The sequence below is a fragment of the Sphingobium sp. CR2-8 genome, from assembly GCF_035818615.1.
Taxonomy (GTDB): domain Bacteria; phylum Pseudomonadota; class Alphaproteobacteria; order Sphingomonadales; family Sphingomonadaceae; genus Sphingobium.
Genome location: NZ_JAYKZY010000001.1, coordinates 700,164 through 716,357, shown reverse-complemented (window position 1 = coordinate 716,357; position 16,194 = coordinate 700,164). Strand labels below are relative to the sequence as shown.

At 59.1% G+C, this 16,194-nt stretch carries 16 protein-coding genes and 3 pseudogenes; 4 read left to right on the top strand and 15 right to left on the bottom strand.

Translation table 11 applies throughout. The features are described 5' to 3' along the window. Nucleotides 1-100: 100 nt before the first annotated feature. The 15 genes and pseudogenes from U5A82_RS03025 to U5A82_RS02960 all read right to left on the bottom strand — a co-directional run. Nucleotides 101-886, bottom strand: a pseudogene (locus U5A82_RS03025) (TraB/VirB10 family protein); the annotation flags it as partial. Nucleotides 887-1,030: 144 nt separating this feature from the next. Continuing rightward, on the bottom strand, nucleotides 1,031-1,165 hold the full coding sequence (locus U5A82_RS21675; RefSeq protein WP_442802147.1) for a hypothetical protein: 135 nt from the start codon (nucleotides 1,163-1,165) through the stop codon (nucleotides 1,031-1,033). A 265-nt stretch (nucleotides 1,166-1,430) separates the two neighbouring features. Then, a complete protein-coding gene (locus U5A82_RS03020; RefSeq protein ID WP_326288532.1) occupies nucleotides 1,431-2,057 on the bottom strand; it encodes a prolyl oligopeptidase family serine peptidase in 627 nt (208 codons plus the stop codon). Further along, nucleotides 2,044-2,466, bottom strand: coding sequence for an STN domain-containing protein (locus tag U5A82_RS03015; protein WP_326288530.1), 423 nt, complete (start codon nucleotides 2,464-2,466; stop codon nucleotides 2,044-2,046). The genes U5A82_RS03020 and U5A82_RS03015 overlap by 14 nt, the downstream gene beginning before the upstream one ends. An 83-nt stretch (nucleotides 2,467-2,549) precedes the next feature. Then, the gene (locus U5A82_RS03010) at nucleotides 2,550-3,179 is read right to left on the bottom strand and encodes a FecR family protein (RefSeq protein ID WP_326288789.1); all 630 of its coding nucleotides are present in this window, start codon (nucleotides 3,177-3,179) and stop codon (nucleotides 2,550-2,552) included. 50 nt (nucleotides 3,180-3,229) lie between these two features. Next, nucleotides 3,230-3,733: pseudogene (locus U5A82_RS03005) on the bottom strand (IS21 family transposase); the annotation flags it as partial. 94 nt (nucleotides 3,734-3,827) lie between these two features. After that, the gene (locus U5A82_RS03000) at nucleotides 3,828-4,283 is read right to left on the bottom strand and encodes an IS66 family transposase (RefSeq protein ID WP_326288788.1); all 456 of its coding nucleotides are present in this window, start codon (nucleotides 4,281-4,283) and stop codon (nucleotides 3,828-3,830) included. 53 nt (nucleotides 4,284-4,336) lie between these two features. Further along, a pseudogene (tnpC, locus tag U5A82_RS02995) lies at nucleotides 4,337-5,230 on the bottom strand (IS66 family transposase); the annotation flags it as partial. A 154-nt stretch (nucleotides 5,231-5,384) separates the two neighbouring features. Continuing rightward, nucleotides 5,385-5,738: an IS66 family insertion sequence element accessory protein TnpB gene (gene tnpB, locus U5A82_RS02990; RefSeq protein WP_278391367.1), complete on the bottom strand. Its 354-nt coding sequence runs from the start codon at nucleotides 5,736-5,738 to the stop codon at nucleotides 5,385-5,387. Then, nucleotides 5,735-6,196, bottom strand: a complete 462-nt coding sequence (tnpA, locus tag U5A82_RS02985) for an IS66-like element accessory protein TnpA (protein ID WP_326288525.1) — start codon at nucleotides 6,194-6,196, stop codon at nucleotides 5,735-5,737. The genes tnpB and tnpA overlap by 4 nt, the downstream gene beginning before the upstream one ends. A gap of 66 nt (nucleotides 6,197-6,262) precedes the next feature. Beyond that, nucleotides 6,263-7,330 carry a hypothetical protein gene (locus U5A82_RS02980; RefSeq protein ID WP_326288524.1) on the bottom strand — a complete coding sequence of 356 codons (1,068 nt, stop codon included), beginning with the start codon at nucleotides 7,328-7,330 and terminating at the stop codon, nucleotides 6,263-6,265. Next, nucleotides 7,327-10,047 carry an FtsZ/tubulin family protein gene (locus U5A82_RS02975; protein WP_326288523.1) on the bottom strand — a complete coding sequence of 907 codons (2,721 nt, stop codon included), beginning with the start codon at nucleotides 10,045-10,047 and terminating at the stop codon, nucleotides 7,327-7,329. Before U5A82_RS02975 ends, U5A82_RS02980 begins: the two co-directional genes overlap by 4 nt. 87 nt (nucleotides 10,048-10,134) lie before the next feature. After that, nucleotides 10,135-10,947: a hypothetical protein gene (locus U5A82_RS02970; RefSeq protein WP_326288522.1), complete on the bottom strand. Its 813-nt coding sequence runs from the start codon at nucleotides 10,945-10,947 to the stop codon at nucleotides 10,135-10,137. After that, nucleotides 10,940-11,731, bottom strand: a complete 792-nt coding sequence (locus U5A82_RS02965; RefSeq protein WP_326288521.1) for a hypothetical protein — start codon at nucleotides 11,729-11,731, stop codon at nucleotides 10,940-10,942. The genes U5A82_RS02970 and U5A82_RS02965 overlap by 8 nt, the downstream gene beginning before the upstream one ends. Then, complete coding sequence (locus U5A82_RS02960; RefSeq protein WP_326288520.1) at nucleotides 11,728-12,261, bottom strand: hypothetical protein; 534 nt, start codon at nucleotides 12,259-12,261, stop codon at nucleotides 11,728-11,730. The genes U5A82_RS02965 and U5A82_RS02960 overlap by 4 nt, the downstream gene beginning before the upstream one ends. 255 nt (nucleotides 12,262-12,516) lie before the next feature. Between U5A82_RS02960 and U5A82_RS02955 the strand changes: the two genes are divergently transcribed. The 4 genes from U5A82_RS02955 to U5A82_RS02940 all read left to right on the top strand — a co-directional run bounded on the left by U5A82_RS02955 (nucleotide 12,517) and on the right by U5A82_RS02940 (nucleotide 16,111). Further along, nucleotides 12,517-13,020 (top strand): hypothetical protein, encoded by a 504-nt coding sequence (locus U5A82_RS02955; protein WP_326288519.1) that lies wholly within the window; start codon nucleotides 12,517-12,519, stop codon nucleotides 13,018-13,020. Continuing rightward, complete coding sequence (locus U5A82_RS02950; RefSeq protein ID WP_326288518.1) at nucleotides 13,017-13,613, top strand: hypothetical protein; 597 nt, start codon at nucleotides 13,017-13,019, stop codon at nucleotides 13,611-13,613. Before U5A82_RS02955 ends, U5A82_RS02950 begins: the two co-directional genes overlap by 4 nt. 302 nt (nucleotides 13,614-13,915) lie before the next feature. Beyond that, nucleotides 13,916-15,205 (top strand): AAA family ATPase, encoded by a 1,290-nt coding sequence (locus tag U5A82_RS02945; RefSeq protein WP_326288516.1) that lies wholly within the window; start codon nucleotides 13,916-13,918, stop codon nucleotides 15,203-15,205. A 3-nt stretch (nucleotides 15,206-15,208) separates the two neighbouring features. After that, the gene (locus U5A82_RS02940) at nucleotides 15,209-16,111 is read left to right on the top strand and encodes a hypothetical protein (protein WP_326288514.1); all 903 of its coding nucleotides are present in this window, start codon (nucleotides 15,209-15,211) and stop codon (nucleotides 16,109-16,111) included. The last annotated feature ends 83 nt before the right edge of the window (nucleotides 16,112-16,194 follow it).

Genomic DNA, 16,194 nt, shown 5'->3' with positions numbered 1-16,194 from the left:
GTACAAAGCAGGACGAGAAGGGCGGGGCTCGCGAGGCGCGCCACGTTTCGAGAATGGAGATCGGACATGGGCGTGTTTCCCTGAGGTTGGCGGGCGGACATCAGAATTTGGTGGCTGTGGTGGACTTGATCTCGAGCGCGAGGCCTTCCTGGATCACGACCACCACATCTTTGGCGGCGCCGACCTCGACGATGGGCCCCGCCTGGCGGGCGAGATCGAGATAGAAATCGGTGAGCTTGTCAGAGGATTTGGAAAGCCCGCTGGCGATGCCGGTCTTGAGCGCATCGCCCGCGTCCAGGGACCGGACGGTGCCGAGCGCTGAGGTCGACGTGTTGCCGAACGTGTTCTCGACGCTCTGGCTGACGCCCGCGATCGTGCCGGCGATGAAGCTGCGGGCGAGCGCGGCGCCGGCGCGGGTGACGACCTTGCCCGAAAGCCCCTTTTTGCCATCGGTATCGACGAAGAAGCCCTTGATCGGCTGATCGATAACCGAACGCTCATCGAAATCGACGCAGGAGAGCGAGATGAGCTGCACCTCGACCCGCTCTTTGGCAAGGCTTCCCGTCGCGTTGCCGATAACGAAGCAACCCGAAAGATTGGCCTTCACATCATTGGGAAGCACGGCGGGGGCCTGGACGCGGGCGATGAGCGGTTCCGGGTTGCTCGTCGCGTCCCGGCTGGCGAGCGCGTCGATCCCGGTCAAAAGCCGTGCCCTCATGAAACCAGGTGGCAGATAGATCGTCCTGGTCTTTTTTTTAGCGCCATTTGGAGCGGATGATCCCTCCGCTACGACCGCACTGATGGCAGCGCCGATCGCGCCGACCTGGCGTTCGACCGGCGGCGCTGGCGGAGCAGCCGGCCCACTCGGCATCGGTGGCGCGGGCAGGACCGCGCAGATGGAGGACGCTGTTGTCCCTGTCCGTCGGTGTAGATGCGGGGCGTGTTGGCCGGGAATGGCCCTTGGCGCCGCTGCCCTGCGCGGGCGATCCGGGTTCGTCAGGGCCTTGTGGCATATCCTGTCGCTCATCGCTCATAGCCCGTCTCCCCGGCGCAGGATGATAAGTCGGGCCGTTTCACCGGCGCGAATTGACAGCCGGTCGAGCGTTGCGCTGAAAATCCGGGTGCCAAGGGCAGCGTCCAGAAAGAGGCGCTCATCTACCTCAATGTCGCTCGCCGCCTCGATCCGATATTCCGATGCGTTGAGGTCTGGTCAACCAGCGTCTCGACGAAATACGCGAGCGGCTGATGGATGGTGAACTTGCCCGGCACCGGCTTATCAGTCGATCAGCCTTGGATGAGGTGCTTGTACGTGGTCCAGCTATCGATCGTCACTATGTCCGTCTCATGGCGCTTCTCGACATGGAGGCGTGGATAACGCGTTGGCGAGCAATCCCGAAAGGTCAGGCCCATCATGCACCCAGTTTTGCCTCTCATTGAATCAAGTTTCCTCGCATCTGCTGCCAACGCTCAGCCTCTTGGGCTGCTTGACCTGCGCCATGAGGCAGCTTGTCGAGCAACCAGAAATTGAACCAGTCGATAGCCCGTCGATAGATCGCAGCCCTGTGAGCAGGTTGTCGTTTCACATGATGCTCGTCGGGGAAGACATAGAGATCCACGGGCTTGCCGGCGCGGCGAAGGGCCGTGAGGGCTTCGAGCCCTGAAAGATATTCATCGTCCGACATCTGGGCTAGGACGGGGAAAGGAATGCGATCCGCATTCCGCGACCAGGATAGGCCCTCCCAAAGAGGCGGATTGTCGGTAGGTGAGGCGGGCCAGCCTCGCTTTTCATATTCTGCCTGGATAACAGGCCCAAGAAGCCAGGTTTGCGACCCTTCCCAGCAGCAGCTGCTGATCGCAGCGGCTTTGAAAAGCGTGCTGTGAAGGGCAGCAAATTGCACGGTCGATACGCCATCGCTCAGGCCCGTGATGCCGATGCGTTCTGGATCGACGAGGCCGGCAACGATAAGCTGTTGAACCTTCGTCTCGATGGCTGACAAGATGCTGCGCCGCTCCATAAAGCCCTCGAGTTGGCGCCGCTCACGTTCATGTGGGTCCATCTTTTGATTGCCCAGTGGCGCGGGTGGCCGCTGGACCGAGAGAACCAGATATCCGGCTTTGGCGAGCAACTGGATAGGGTACCTCCTCGCGCGACGGCGCGTCTCGCCCCCGCAGGGTGATGGTGCGATCCCTGATCTCGGCGGTGAGGCCTGACGGCGCGAGGAGGGCGGCCACGGCTTCTTCGACCGTGTAGGCGCCGGCGAGGGAGGGGGCGCGCGCGCCCTTGAGGCTTTTGGCATCGGCGACAAGCTGGTAATCACTGCCGCGCGCGATCGTGCGCAGCGCTGTGGAAAGATCCTGCGCAGGAAGATCATAGGTCCTGACGGGTTCCTGCGCTTGCGCTTGCCCAGTAACAGCGCTCATACAAAGTGCAGCGCTGCTCAACAGCGCGATCTTCATGATGCCCATTATTTGCCCCTGTCTTTCATTGCCCCTTTTTGGGGTTCAATGAGAGAGACGGGCGCGCGTTATTCTAAAGCTGTTCGCAAATATTATTTCTTGGCGCCGAGGACCAGCTTGCCGGGGTGAGATCGATCGATGTCCACGTCGAGGAAGGCGCTGATCGCCTGGGCGACCCGTTCGATGTCACGAATGTCGATGTCGGCGAAAATCTCGCGACGGCCAAGCGCCGGTGACGCCAGCTCGATCTTGGTCTCGCTGTAGCTGTTGGCTTCTGCGATGACATCACTGATCGGGACATTGTCGAAGCTCTTCACGCCGGTCACCCACTGCTGCTCGGAACGAGGGGCAGAAATGACAGAGATCTGAGCGCCTTGTCCAGCCTTGAGGGTAAGGAGTTGCCCCGGCCGCAGCTGAAGCCTTCTGGCTTGGCCCTCGGCAAGCGCACGAGCAAAGGATAGGTCCAGCAGCGTGTCGACCGGATTGAGGCGGAGCCCCTCACGGACGGTCATGTCGAAACTGCCGCTTTTGGTTGTGACATCCGTTCCGGCGCCATGGACGACAAAGGGGCGACGGGCGTCCTGGGCGACGGTGAACCGTGCGCGGCCGCGCTTCACCTCGACGCGGCGCTGCGTGGGGGTCATGGTGACAAGCAGCAGCGTGTCAGTGTCGAGGAGGACGGATGTGCCGTCCTCAAGGCGTTCGGTCCGGACCTCGCCGATCCTTGTTTCGATTGGCGTGCGGGCTTCGCTCTGGGCGATCAGCGAGGGGGATAGGCTCGGACGATGAAGGCGCGACTATGCGCGAGTTTGGTATGAGCGACCTGCAGTTTCGTCACTTTGCCGTCCAGCACGGCATAATCCTCGCTCCAGTCGAACTGGAAGGCCTCGCCAGGCTGGAAAACCAAAGGAACGAACGTCCCGCGTCCGCTGGTCTGCTGTTCATACTGAAGCTCGGTCCGCCATCGGCGGGCAAAGGCGGCCACCCGGTTATAGGAGCCATCGTAACCCAGCTCCACTAGATCCACGTAGAGTTGCTTGGCGGTCCGCTTCTGCTTGCGGGATTTCTTGGATTCCACCCGCAGCCAAGCCGACAGCTTGTCCGCGAAGGGATCGAGTTTGCTGGGGCGCACCGGAACTTTGAAACTGGGCTCCACCGCATCGGAACGCAGGTATTTGCGAATGGTGTTGCGCGATAGGCCGGTCCGTCGCTTGATCTCCCGAATGGAAATCTCCTGCCGGAAATGCCATCGGCGGATCACACTGAGTAAGTCCATGTTGATCACTCCGAGACCCTCCGACTGACAGCCGGAGGGGAGGGAAACATGGGTCAATTCTCAGTGGAAACTTATAGCGCCCCCGGGTCACATCTCAGTGGCAATCAACAGCGTAGGGATTGACGTCCAGCATCTTGCAGGTTTCGACCAGCGAGGAGATCGCTGCCCAGTTTTCGGCGCCGAGTTGGTGGCCGGTGAAGAGTGCATTTTTTCTTTGGAGAGTCACCGGCCTGACGGCCCGTTCGGCGGCGTTGTTGTCGATCTCGATCCTGCCGTCGTCGAGGAACCGGGTAAAGCCCGCCCAGCGCTTGAGCGCATATTTCATCGCATCGCTCGTTGCCGATCCAGCCATCATGCGCGGTGCGGTGGCGGCGAACCAGGCATGGAGCTTGTCGACCAGTGGACGGGTTCGCTCCTGCCTGACGGCAAGGCGTTCCTCGGCCGCGCGCCCCCGGATTTCCTTCTCGATGCGATAGATTTCGGCAATGCGCTGCAAAGCGTCCTGCGCGACCGGGGCATCGCTGCCTGCATCGACGAAGCCGCGTCGCAGGTGAGCCCAACAAAGGACTTCGTGACGCCGACGTCGGCGCTATCATCCTTGCCGAACTGGTCATAAGCCTGCCAGGCATCGACCTGTAGGATGCCCTGGAATGACCCTAGCAACTGCCTGGCCCACATTTTTCCGCGTCCCGGCATATAGGTATAGAGCGCCAGAGGCGGATCGACGCCGCCATGAGCGCGATCGTCGCACACTATGACCCACATGTAGCCGGTTTTCGTCTTGCCCGTTCCCGGTGCCAGCACCTTGACCGTAGTTTCGTCGACGAACAGACGGGCACGGGCAAGCGCATCGGCGCGCATCCTGTCGGTGATCGGCATCAGCGCAGCGATGCCGCGACCAACCCAGTTCGCCAGAGTGGCGCGGCTGATCTCGATGCCTTGCCGGGCGAAGATCTTCGACTGACGGTAAAGCGGCAAGTGGTCGCAATATTTGTTGATCAGAACATCGGCGATCAGCGCTTCGGTCGGCAAGCCGCCCGGCACGACATGTGCCGGTGCCAACGCCTGGCGAACGCCGTCGCTACAGCAGCGGCAGGCATAGCGGGGTCGGATCGTCACCATCACACGATGCTGGGCCGGGATGATGTCGAGCCTTTCGGACCGGTCCTCACCGATCTTGTGTAGCGCCCCGCCACAGGCACATTCCAGGCTTTCGGGCTCGATCACTGTCTCGAAGCGCGGCAGATGCGCTGGCAGTGATGCGCGCTCGGCATCCGGAGCCCGTCGACGACGCGGCCTGAGGCCATAACGTTCGGCCTCCTCGGCGGTCTTGTCCTGCAAGCCATCGGCTTCGCCAAGGGCGACGCCCTGGTCTTCCAGCGTCAATGCCAGTTGATCGACCGGGAGCTTTTCCGAACGCTTGCCGAAGGTCGAGCGGTTGATCAGCTTGAGGATATGTTCAAGCCGCGCCGCGCGAGCGCGCTCGGCCAGCACCATCGCCTTGAGCTGCTCCACATTATCGGGAAGCTCGTCATATCCAGCCTCCGGGCTGGTCTCGAGAGGGGGTTCAGGATGCGCCGCCACGCCCGTATTCTAGCCGGTTTCGCACGGCTGGGAACACCCCTGCGCCAGACAGAATCAGGCGTGCGATCTACTGTGCATGAAGTGGTTTTGGCACGCGCGGCACATGCATGCGCGACCAGTCCAGCCCCTCGAACAACGCCGAAGCCTGGGCCGCCGACAGCTTCATCACGCCGTCTCCCGGTCGGGGCCAGCGGAACTTCCCATCCTGCAACCGCTTCGTCACGAGTACGAGCCCGGTGCCATCCCATAGCAGGAGTTTTATCCTGTCTGCCCGGCGTGCCCGGAAGACAAAAAGCATGCCTGAGAATGGGTCGAGCCGCAGTTCCTGCTGCACCAGTGAGGCGAGGCCTACCATGCCCTTCCTGAAGTCCACGGGCTGGGTTGCAACCAGCACCTTCAACGGCCCGGGCGGGATGATCACGTGGTCACCCGCGCGGCCAGGAGCACCCGCTCGATATGGTCGGCATCGACGTGCGACGGGATGCGGATCGACAGCCCGCGGGTCTCGATGACGATCTCACCGCCACTCCTCAGGCTCGCGGGCAACGATGACACTGAGGGCGCCGGTGGCCCGGAAGATGGCGGCGGTACGGGAGGTGCAGCCGGGTCTTCGATCACCGCGGGAACAAAGGCCATCCCCTCGGCCCGCTCTCGGAAACGCCCTCGCCAGTTATAAAGCTGTTGCGGGAGCATGCCATGACGCCGCGCCACCTCAGACACATTCGCTCCCTGCTTGAAGCTCTCCTCAATGATCCGCGCCTTCGCCGCCGGAGTCCATCCACGGTTGCCATTCGACAAGGGAATGACATCAAGACGCTCGGCCTTGCCTACCCTCTCAGCCCTTTCAGTTTCGAAACCCGTTTCGAAATCACCACTCATCGCAACCTCGCAAATGCAAGGCGCACTAATTACCAAATCGCCAAATCATGAAAATGTGGGGGATTTTTACCGCTTACGATCAATCGCATTCTCGTCTCGTTCGTTCGACCGGCTCCGTATCGGACCGCCTGGCTCTATCTCCTTAGATGGGTCATCTAGCGCTGATCCCCAGAGATTACGCATCAACGTATCAAACTGATCGAGAAACGAATTTCTGGTTGCATGATTCGGCAACTGATATTGCAGCGATTTGCACCATTGCTCGCCCGCAATTCCGCTACGCCAAACCGTATATTGCCCCATGGCATCAAGCATGAGGTTGATCATCATACGACCATCATCGCCCGCTGATGGTTTGTTTTGCGTCATGAGACAGTCACTGACCGCAGCTTTCGCTTCATTGCCTCCGCGATATATTCTTGCTCTTACCGCTGTCAGTTCCGGAGCCTGCTGATCGTCACGTTCGAGCTGTGAGACCGCTCTCATCATGTAGAGACGGGCAGGGGCCAAGGGGAATAGCGGTTCGAACTTTGCGATGCGTTCCTTGTGATTTGCGATGTAGCGTTCGCGTGACACAAGAAAGCTCAAAGCATCATCGACATTCTTGCCCTCTTGGTCGTCTGGTTCGAATATGCTCTTAGACGCGCGAAGATACGCTGCTGTTCGCTGAATATCCTGCGCATAGAAGGCATCCACTGCCCGCAGGCGCATCTCTTTGTGGAAATATTTCGCCTGTCGCAGTGAATAGGCCTCATGCCGCGTCCCGAGCCACTCCAAGAGTGAAGTCATCGGCCGTTCCATGAAAGTCGAGATTTCTGCTGCGCCAGGACCATCGGCCTTGGTTGCGCTTCGCTTTATGAGGCCCCAGCTGCTCCAGGCGAGCAGGATGAAGAGGCATGCAAATATAAGGCGATGCCTTGCGACAAGATGGAGAACGCCCGTCCTTGCAGCGACAAATCCGGCGATCACAAGGCTTGCTATAGTCAACTCGGGAAGAAATGTGTCCCAAGCGTAGTAAAGAAGTTTAATATTCTCGAAATGCGGATCGAACGTGACGATCGCAACGATAATACTGACGAGCGCCAGGAACCAGCGCGCGCCCTTGCCAGATGGCTCGGATTCTCGCGCTGTCACAGTTCTTCCTCCAGAGAGTTGTTTGTGTCTTCTGGTCCGTCATCGCCTTCTATCGTAGTCGCTCCGAGATATAGACGCACAAGTTCTGGATCGATGATCGGATTGCGTTCCACGCGTTTCAGGGCTGCCTGTATGAGTTCGGCGTCCGATGGCGGAAAGGGGCTGAATACCTCATCAGCGCGCTGCTTCCGCACGGCCCAGCGGCAAGTGTCGCTTTTGCTGGCCTGCGAGCAGTTTTCCAGTTCGCCCTCGTCGATCAGATCCTTTGCTGCTTCATTGACCTGGTGTCCAAGTTCCTGGTCCGTAACACTGTAATCGGCATCCTCGACGAGATGGCGCCAGGGCGGGAACAAGTCAGGCCGATATGAGCCGCTATCGAAATCATGCGCCCAAAAGATGATACGCGCGAGCAGGAATGAACCCAGCGTTGCGGTATCGCGATCAGAAGATCTAGAGAGCCGGTCGAATTTCTCGCGCGCCCGAGAAAAATCAAGAAAATAAAATGCCCGCAGGCCGGATAGATACACCCCGAGATCGCCATCGATTATTGGTTCCTTCGCTAGACCTCGAGGAATAACGACATCATATGTTACGGCGCTGCTCCGTGTCGCGCCCTTATTCTCTTGCCGTACATAAGCAATTTTCGTGAAATCGCTGAAGCTGCGGCCGGCGTCGAAAATTTTTGATGGATCACGACGGCAGGCTGCGGTGTCCCTGAAGGCAAGTGCCATCAGATAGTGACGATCGGAAAGGGCAATGTCGGTCGGCGCTTCACGCTTCCAGGCGAAATGGCGATCAACCGCGGCCCTCACCGTACGGCAACCGGCAATGCCCAGGATCGTGTCAAGATCTCCGCCAGCCCCCGCGGCGGCATAGACGGCGAACATGTCCGAGGCGGCTTGGTCCTTGGATACGTCGGCGAGCTTCGCGAAGCGTTCAAGCTCCGGGAAGATACCCAATGCGAACATCGCTTGGGCAGGTGACGAAGAGACCGCTTTAAGATAATCGGCAACCAACCGTATTTGACCGGTTGTCATGGCGTTGCCGACCTCGACGAAGGCAAATGGAGGCTTGGCATCATTAAACCTGTCCAACTGAAGATAGCCCTGCTGGACAGCCCAGAGATCAAGATGAGAGGTCTGGACCGATGGCAGTGCTGCGGCCAGGCCCATCGTTTCATATCGCCCGTAGGTAGCTGGCGTGAATTTGCTTGCTGCGAGGATACGGAACTTGTCTGCATCCACAAGCTCTTCCCCGATATCTATAGGTGTGTCGTTCATGGCCAGGCTGGCACGGACTATCGACTGCATATTCCATAGTATCAGCGACGAGGTCGCGAACGGGATAGCCACAAGAAGGCCGATGATCGCCACACTACGCCAGTTCCACAGTCTCGATCCGCGACGATTGCGCCAAGCACCGGAGATGCTGGCCAGAGGCGCGGTCTTGGGTGGCGGAAGGCGCCAGCCATTGGCTCTAAATGCCGCCCAGAGGATTTTTGTCACATTGCTCAGTTGCGCTCCGCTCGCTTCGATGTGCGTCAGCAGCTCATCTAACCGTGCAAGATAGCTGCCTTGGGCAAATCCCGATGGACCGGTAGAAGGCCGGAACAGACTCCGTATCCCGATGAACATCGACTTACGTTGGCGATCCACCGGAACCCTGGTCGCCGCTCCCGCCACCACAATCTGCCCTCCGGTCAAACCAACCTCGCGGCCGGCGATAGGGCTCGGAATGGTTCGATCAAGCCAGGGCATTAATGGGTTCCAGGGCTGCAATTGCAAAGTCCGCGAGACGCGCGCCATCAGGTTAAGCGGTGCAGGACAGAAACTTACGAACTCAAGGCCAAGCGCGTCGCCGCAGTCCTGGTTGCGCCGGGTGATGAGATCAAGCTGGATCTCGGGAGGGAAGGCCTTGGAGAGCGAGTAGGTAATTTGACCGACGATCGCAGCCGAAGGCTGCCTGTAGCTTTGCACGATTATGGTAACGTCGCTTGCTCGGGTTAACTGGACATCTTGTATATTGGGGTCTGAGGTCAGATGGGACCAGAGCTGCGCTACCATGGCGCTCTCTTCGCTGGGGCGGAAAAGATATCGACGAAACAGTCCGAGGTGCCCACGTTCGGCTGCGCGCGTCAAAGCTGCGCGGGCGACGAGATTGGTCGGAAGGGGCGCACAACCGATCTGAAGAACGCGATCCACATACTCATAAAGGTCCTGGGCCTTCAGGGCATTCTCATCATCCTGAAGAGAGCCCAATATCCCTGGGTCGATGGGGGCGAGGAAAGTCACGTCGCTCATGTCGACTATCTGATCAAGGCTGTTCAGCGCTCGACTTACCTTCGTTTCATCCTCGCCATGGGCGGGAATCAAAGCAATGGTGAGACACGGAATGCCCATCCGTCGTGCGGCTTCAATCATGGTGATTGCTCCAACACTGCCGGCTATACCGCCAATGCCGGCGACCACGACGCAAATATCAACGCCCCCCAGGATTTTCGAGAGTGCCTTCAAATCAGCCATATGCAGGACATCCATGTTCGCATGTCCAGGGAGACTTCGCTTTAGATGGATTTTCTGCTCGATCTCGGAACGTTCAAGCTCGGATGCATCACTGTCTATGATGGCGTATCGAATCTGACGCAAATGCTTGATTGCGGACCAACGCAACATGACCGCTCCGGCTTTGCCGGCTCCTGCCGCCAATACTACTGGCATGTCGACCCCTTCCCCCCGATGAGCGACATCCTCTTGATATCGCGCCGCGAGATGCCTTTGCTGGCATCTGCGAGATAATATGAAACCTCAAATTGGGCTTTGTTGCTCGAACCGAGAGATATTCTGACACTGCTCGTCAACCAGGCTCTGAAAGGCTTCGAACGCCCGGTAACAATGATCCCGTTCGGCAGCGAGGAGGTCGGCGACCTGAGCGAGATTGAGCGGCGGGCTTCTACCGATCCCATAGGAAACCTGCCCATTCTTGCGCACTTTACGCGTCACCATAGCACTCATCCCGATGAGGAGACGCGCAGAGAAGCGGTGGTTGTAGGCATTGCGAAAATCCTCTGTGGCCTCCTTGAAGGCCGCGCCGCCGATTGGCTCGACTCGTCGTTTGAATGCCCGAAATCGCCGCCAACCACGACAGACGTCCTCGATATCATTAAGATAGAGCACGCGGTCAGCAGGGAATATGTCGCGCCAGCCTGCCATGTCCTTCGCCATATTGGCCTGGTGGCCAAGATGGCCGGCTGCGAACGCAAAGCGTGACTTGATCGCATAGGGCCGGCCGAGAGCGACCGTTCCCAAAGTGTCGACAAACTCGTGGGAGACGACAAGCTTTTCCTTGTCCGTCAGCGACGCGCTGACATTCGCCCACGCCCGCAATCGATGCACGTCATGGGTCAGGCTATTGATGATATTCGCAAGCTCCGTTGCATAGTCGCTCAGCATGCCGGAGAAAGCCATCCAAGGGACGCTCAGTGGGTCGGGAAGCGACCACCATTGGTAGGGCATGAACTGCCCGTCCACCGCGCTTTGGTCGAGCGCGTCGCGATAGAGCTGGTAGAGCCGGATCGCCTCCGTGCTTTGCTGCCGGGTGAAGTCGTCAGGCTCAGGCATTTTGAGCAGCCCAGTTCACGACCGAGAAGACAAGCTCGTCAAGGGTGGAGCTTCCGACATCGATGTCGCGATGGCCTTCCACCCGATGATATTCTCCCAGAGGAGCGGTACCGCTGGTAAAGCCTGTCCGCCGAGCGATGATGTTTCTGGTGCGCCGGTTCTCTTGCCAGTAGGTCACAGTCGCGCGGTGTCTGGGGGTATTGGGGCTTCCCGGATGCAGCGCCCTGACATCGGGAAAAGTCAAATGGCGATGATGCGCACGCAACAGCGTCACATCATAGAGCCGCGCTATGAATGCGCGCATCTCGTCAAGGCTACCTGCTGTACGGACATCCTTGCACTCGATTGCGACGCGCGGGCGGCCGAAGGGAATGCCTCCATGGACCCGTAACGCCGCGCCGACGCTCGCTGGAACGATGGAGATGTCGATCTCATGGGTGGCAGCGCTCCGCCCCGCGAACTGTATACCGTTCCAGATTTCCCAGGCCGGACCGTTTTCCCGCCGAAATCCAATGACGCTCGCATTTTCAGGCCCGTCCGAGGCGGGAGCAACCCCTGTCGGCGCGCCGCCGCGCTGAATGAAGCGGCGGTCTGGATCGCCGGGATGGATGATGCTTCCATCTGAGCGTTGTACCCAGACGCTGAAGTGAGCATTACGCAAGCCCTGCGCGATGCTGGTCATGATGAACAACTCGAAAATGCGTCCGGCGCCCGAAGCATGGTCCAGAGCGGTAACATGCCCGACGATAGCGTCGAGCGCGGACTGGATATCGGTCTGCATCATGGCAGAACCTCATCCGGCGACTGTCCAGCCCATTGGCGCAGCGCCGCGCGAAGTTTGGGAAGACTCTTAATTGCATTTTCGACATCTTCGCGCCCACATTCGCGCTCGCTCTCCCCATCCAGCAGTAGCGCAGAGGCGCTTACTGCGCGTCCAACGCCGGGACCTCCTATGGCGATCTTGGCATCCTGCTGCTCGATTGTTCCGTCTACAAGGGAATCGAGAGCCTCGATCGACGCGCCAAGCTGCCCCAGAGCATCGCCAAGCCTGCGCTCTACATAGTTCGCGGCCCACGCGAGCTGCGCGTCGGTTGGGATGGGGGCAGGTTGTTCGATCAGGCTAACTGGCTCGCTACGCGGTTCGACAGGGCCCCCTCTACGGATCGCATGTCGGGCTATCTCGAGCGCTTCTTCGGATTCCTCAGCATGGCGCCCCGCTTCGACAACAAAGACGAGTTCGAACGCGAGCCAATCGAGCCGCGCGGCGACCAATATTTCAATCAGTTCCAGGAGGCGCGAATCAAGAACGGTCACTCACGGTTGCCCTCTCTCTAAAGCGTGGGGCGGCCATAGACCTTGCACCTCATTCTGGTTGAATCATCTCGTTTCGGTTGTGGACCGAATGTTTAGAGATTTGGAACGTCGGGCGCCAGTCGCAATTCCGCAGGTCTTAATTGCTTGGTCGAAACTTCCGCAATTTCATCTCACAATTTTATATGCGCGGCCATCGATCCGCCCTTCCCTTGACATCTAACATCAAGTTGATGATGATTGTATCAAGGAGATGTTATGGACTTTCCCAATCATGCCGCATTTAGTCGTCGCGATCTTCCCGCCCTGATCGGGGTGCCTGCATCCAGACTGGGCAACTGGCTAGATCGCCTTTCGCTCTGGCAGGATATGCCTATCATACCGGGCGCTGCCGTCGCATATCGCTTGAGCCATTTATTCGATCTGGTGGGGTTGGCTGCGATGCTGGACCTCGGTTTGCCCGCTGCGGAAGCCGCGAAGATTGTTCGCAATTTTGGCTTCTACCGCACATTTCTCCATGATCCGGAACAGACCTTTCGCCTGACCAGGCTAGGTGACAACTGGAGTGCCTCCTGGTCACCCGATGACATCCTCACCGTGTCGATCAACACGCGGGCGATCGGGCAGCATCTCCTTGAACATATTGCGGCGCTTGACCTCGCACCAAGCTATCGCGTGAGTTTCGAGGCTCTCATCGGCGAGCTGACTAAACGCGATCGGATCGACGCGCGGCGTATTCTCGGCGCTCGGGTGATGGCATGAGCGGCCAGAGTGTCTGGCCAAAGCCTCTCTTTTCCCTGATCTCTGCATCGCATGGCCAGGCCGCAATGGAGCGGTTTCGCGATGCCGTGCCGGACGATCCGGCGTTTGAGTTGGTCTGTGACATTGCAAAGGGCATGCTCCACAGCGTGCCGCCCACTGGAAGCAGTTGTGTGATCATGAGCGCGCTTCTGGCGGCATCGCTCGAAGAGCCACTGGGGACGATCGTACCTGTCGTAGCCGGCGCGCTGAAACTCGACAGCGCCTATATGTACGGCAGCGATCGCAGCTTTGATGGACGGCGGGTATTTTCCGGCGAAGACGGCGAGCACTGGGACGGCCATTGCTGGATTTTGTTTGGCGACCTGATAATTGACATCTCGCTTGGCCGCACGGCCGTAGCAGGCCATTGCCGCCCACCTTTGACTGGGCGGATTTTGGCGGTCTTTGGATCACGCCCAGGCATGATTGCCTTAACCCAGAAGGGTGCCCGGGATGTTGGATTGCAGTATTTACCGCAATATGTGCTGACGCCCGAGCAGGTCCTTGCAAATGCCGGCGGTGCGCTTCAGATATTCGGTCTCCTGAAGGGCTGACGACAGGCTTGCTCCTTGGTTTCCTTTGAGCATCGCATCGCTGCTATCGGTTGGTCGAGCGCCCACCTGATCCTGCTGCTAGGGACAGCATGGCCCCGATGGTGCTGGCGCCGATGCAGCGTTGGCGCGCTCCCGGCCTGTATGGTAGCATTGGTCTGGAGCTATCTGAGATGGCGAGTAGTGCGTGACACAAGCCAAAAGCTGGCACGTCGGATGAGGGAAGTGTCGATCGCAAGACGACACTCGCATCTCGCAAGAGCGCGGACTATGATGCGATCGAACCTGGCCGAGGCTGTCTCTGAATGTATGTGAAGTCGCTGAAAATCGAAAATCTTCGGTCCTTTCGGACGGCAGAGACGAGTTTTCTCGCGCCAGGCATTGGCCCTGATGGAGGGGGCAAGCCGCCCCGGCTGTTCAATGTAAACGTTCTGCTAGGTATCAATGGGTCGGGCAAGAGCACCATACTCGATGCTATCGCCCTTGCACTCCTCTCTCCGCTCATGGGCTCGACCGGCTACAGGCCATACGCGCTCATCAGGCGCGGCGGGGCCAAGCCGGCCAAGCAGGCCAAGGTTTCAATCAAGGTGTCCCTTGGTGCTCAGGATTTTGTCGGCGCGAGGCAACGGCAGGATGACTATGAGCTCAGCGCCAGGATCGAGCGGCGGGGCGACGTCGAGTTCGTCAAGCCCGGTACTGTGGATGATCAATGGCTCGAGAATCTTTTCCTCGATTCATCGCCCGCCTTCTTTGTCGCTGGCTACGGCGCCATGCGTCGGGTCGAAGCGCAAGGGTCGTCCGAGCACCGAGGCACGTCGCGTCACCCTCGTTATCAGCGGGTGGCGTCTCTGTTCGAGGACCAGTTTCCCTTGGCGCCGCTTCGAACATGGCTGCCCGAATGGCATGGTGACACCCAGCGATTTGATGAAATTGTGCGTCTGATCGGAAAGCTCTTGCCGCCAGGCATCAAGTTTACCGGTGATATGGAGTCTGGAGAATATCTCTTCAGGGCAAATGGGGCGATTGTCCCTTTTGGTGCGCTGTCGGACGGGTACAGGGCTTATCTCGGCTGGACGAGCGATCTTTTGTCTCACCTCTCGACCGCCTGCCCACCCAATGGCCGCATTTCGGATATGGAAGGCGTTGTGATGGTCGATGAGGTCGATCTTCATATCCACCCGGAATGGCAACGGATACTCATCCCCAAGATCGCCAAAGCGCTGCCCCGCTTGCAATTCATCTTCACGACCCACAGCCCTATCATCGTCGGTACACTCGAACGGGCCAATATCTGGATCGTCGAGAATGTAAGGGGGCGGCCGGTTATCAGCCGGCCCGAGGAAGAGGTGTTCGGCCTCTCGGCAGACCAGATACTGAGGTCGGACCTGTTCGGCCTGGATTCCACGCGCGATGTTGGTTTTACACAGGAACTCGACAAGGTCGCTCAGCAGGCCGTGAGCGGCGACGCGGGAGCTGCGATGACCTTCATGCGAATGGCGGCGCGGGGCGAGAGTGGTACCGTTGGCCGGCAGCTCAAGTCAGCACGTGTCGATGCGCCTGAATGGCTCCGGAAGCTGGCGACTGGCGAAGGCTGATCGATGATCCGTTACCCGGAGGCGACGCAGGCCCAAATCCTTGCTCAGATCGCTGCACTAAAGCCTGACTGGATGCAAAAGGCGGCTGAAGAAACGGCCAAGGTGGTGACGGCTGGCTATTTCACGCCGCCCAAACCCACTGTGAAGGGCGGGAAGAAAGGCAAAGCGCCTCCATCGATCTGGTCTGACGTCAAGATCGTCTACATGCGGCTGCAGCAGTTCAAATGCATCTTCTGCGAGCGTGCGATGGCGGAAGAGGAGGGGTCGATTGAGCATGATGTCGAGCATTTTCGCCCGAAAAATGCACTGAAGGCTTGGAGAGCGCCCAAGCCTTTGGCGACGGTGCCCCATCTGGCAGGTGGCGCCGCCGACACGGGTTACTATTGGCTGGCCTTTGATACCGGCAACTACGCGGCTGCCTGCAAGCCCTGTAACTCCACCCAGAAGTCGAGTTATTTCCCCATTGCGGGCGCGCGTGGCAAGGCGGTCGATAGCATCGCGCAGCTCGATCATGAAGAACAGCCGCTGGTGATCTTTCCAATGGTGGAAGATCCTGCTTCCCTGATTACGTTCAACGGAATTCTTGCGGTGCCCGTCCACAGCTCCGGCCCCAAACATGTACGAGCGGCGGTGACCATCGCGCTCTTCAAACTCAATACGCGCGAGGAACTGCGTTCCGACCGTTTCAGGGCAATCCGGTCGGTCTTCAGCGCCTATGAACTTCTGCAAACTACGACGTCTGACGTGAAGAAACAGGACGCGGCCCTCCAGCTTATTGAGCTGACCAGTGTGAATTCCCCTCAGTCGGGCTGTGCCAAAGCCTATCTGGATGTCCTCAAGTCAGATCCGAACCGTGGATGGGAGGTCTATCTCGAGGCCCGAGCCTATCTCACGAAGGGCGAGTGACGGGTGAAGCGTCGGGAGGCCATGTCAGGTCCGCGCTTTGATGGACCCGAAACCTGGTCATCGCCAACCCGAATAGTGCCCTG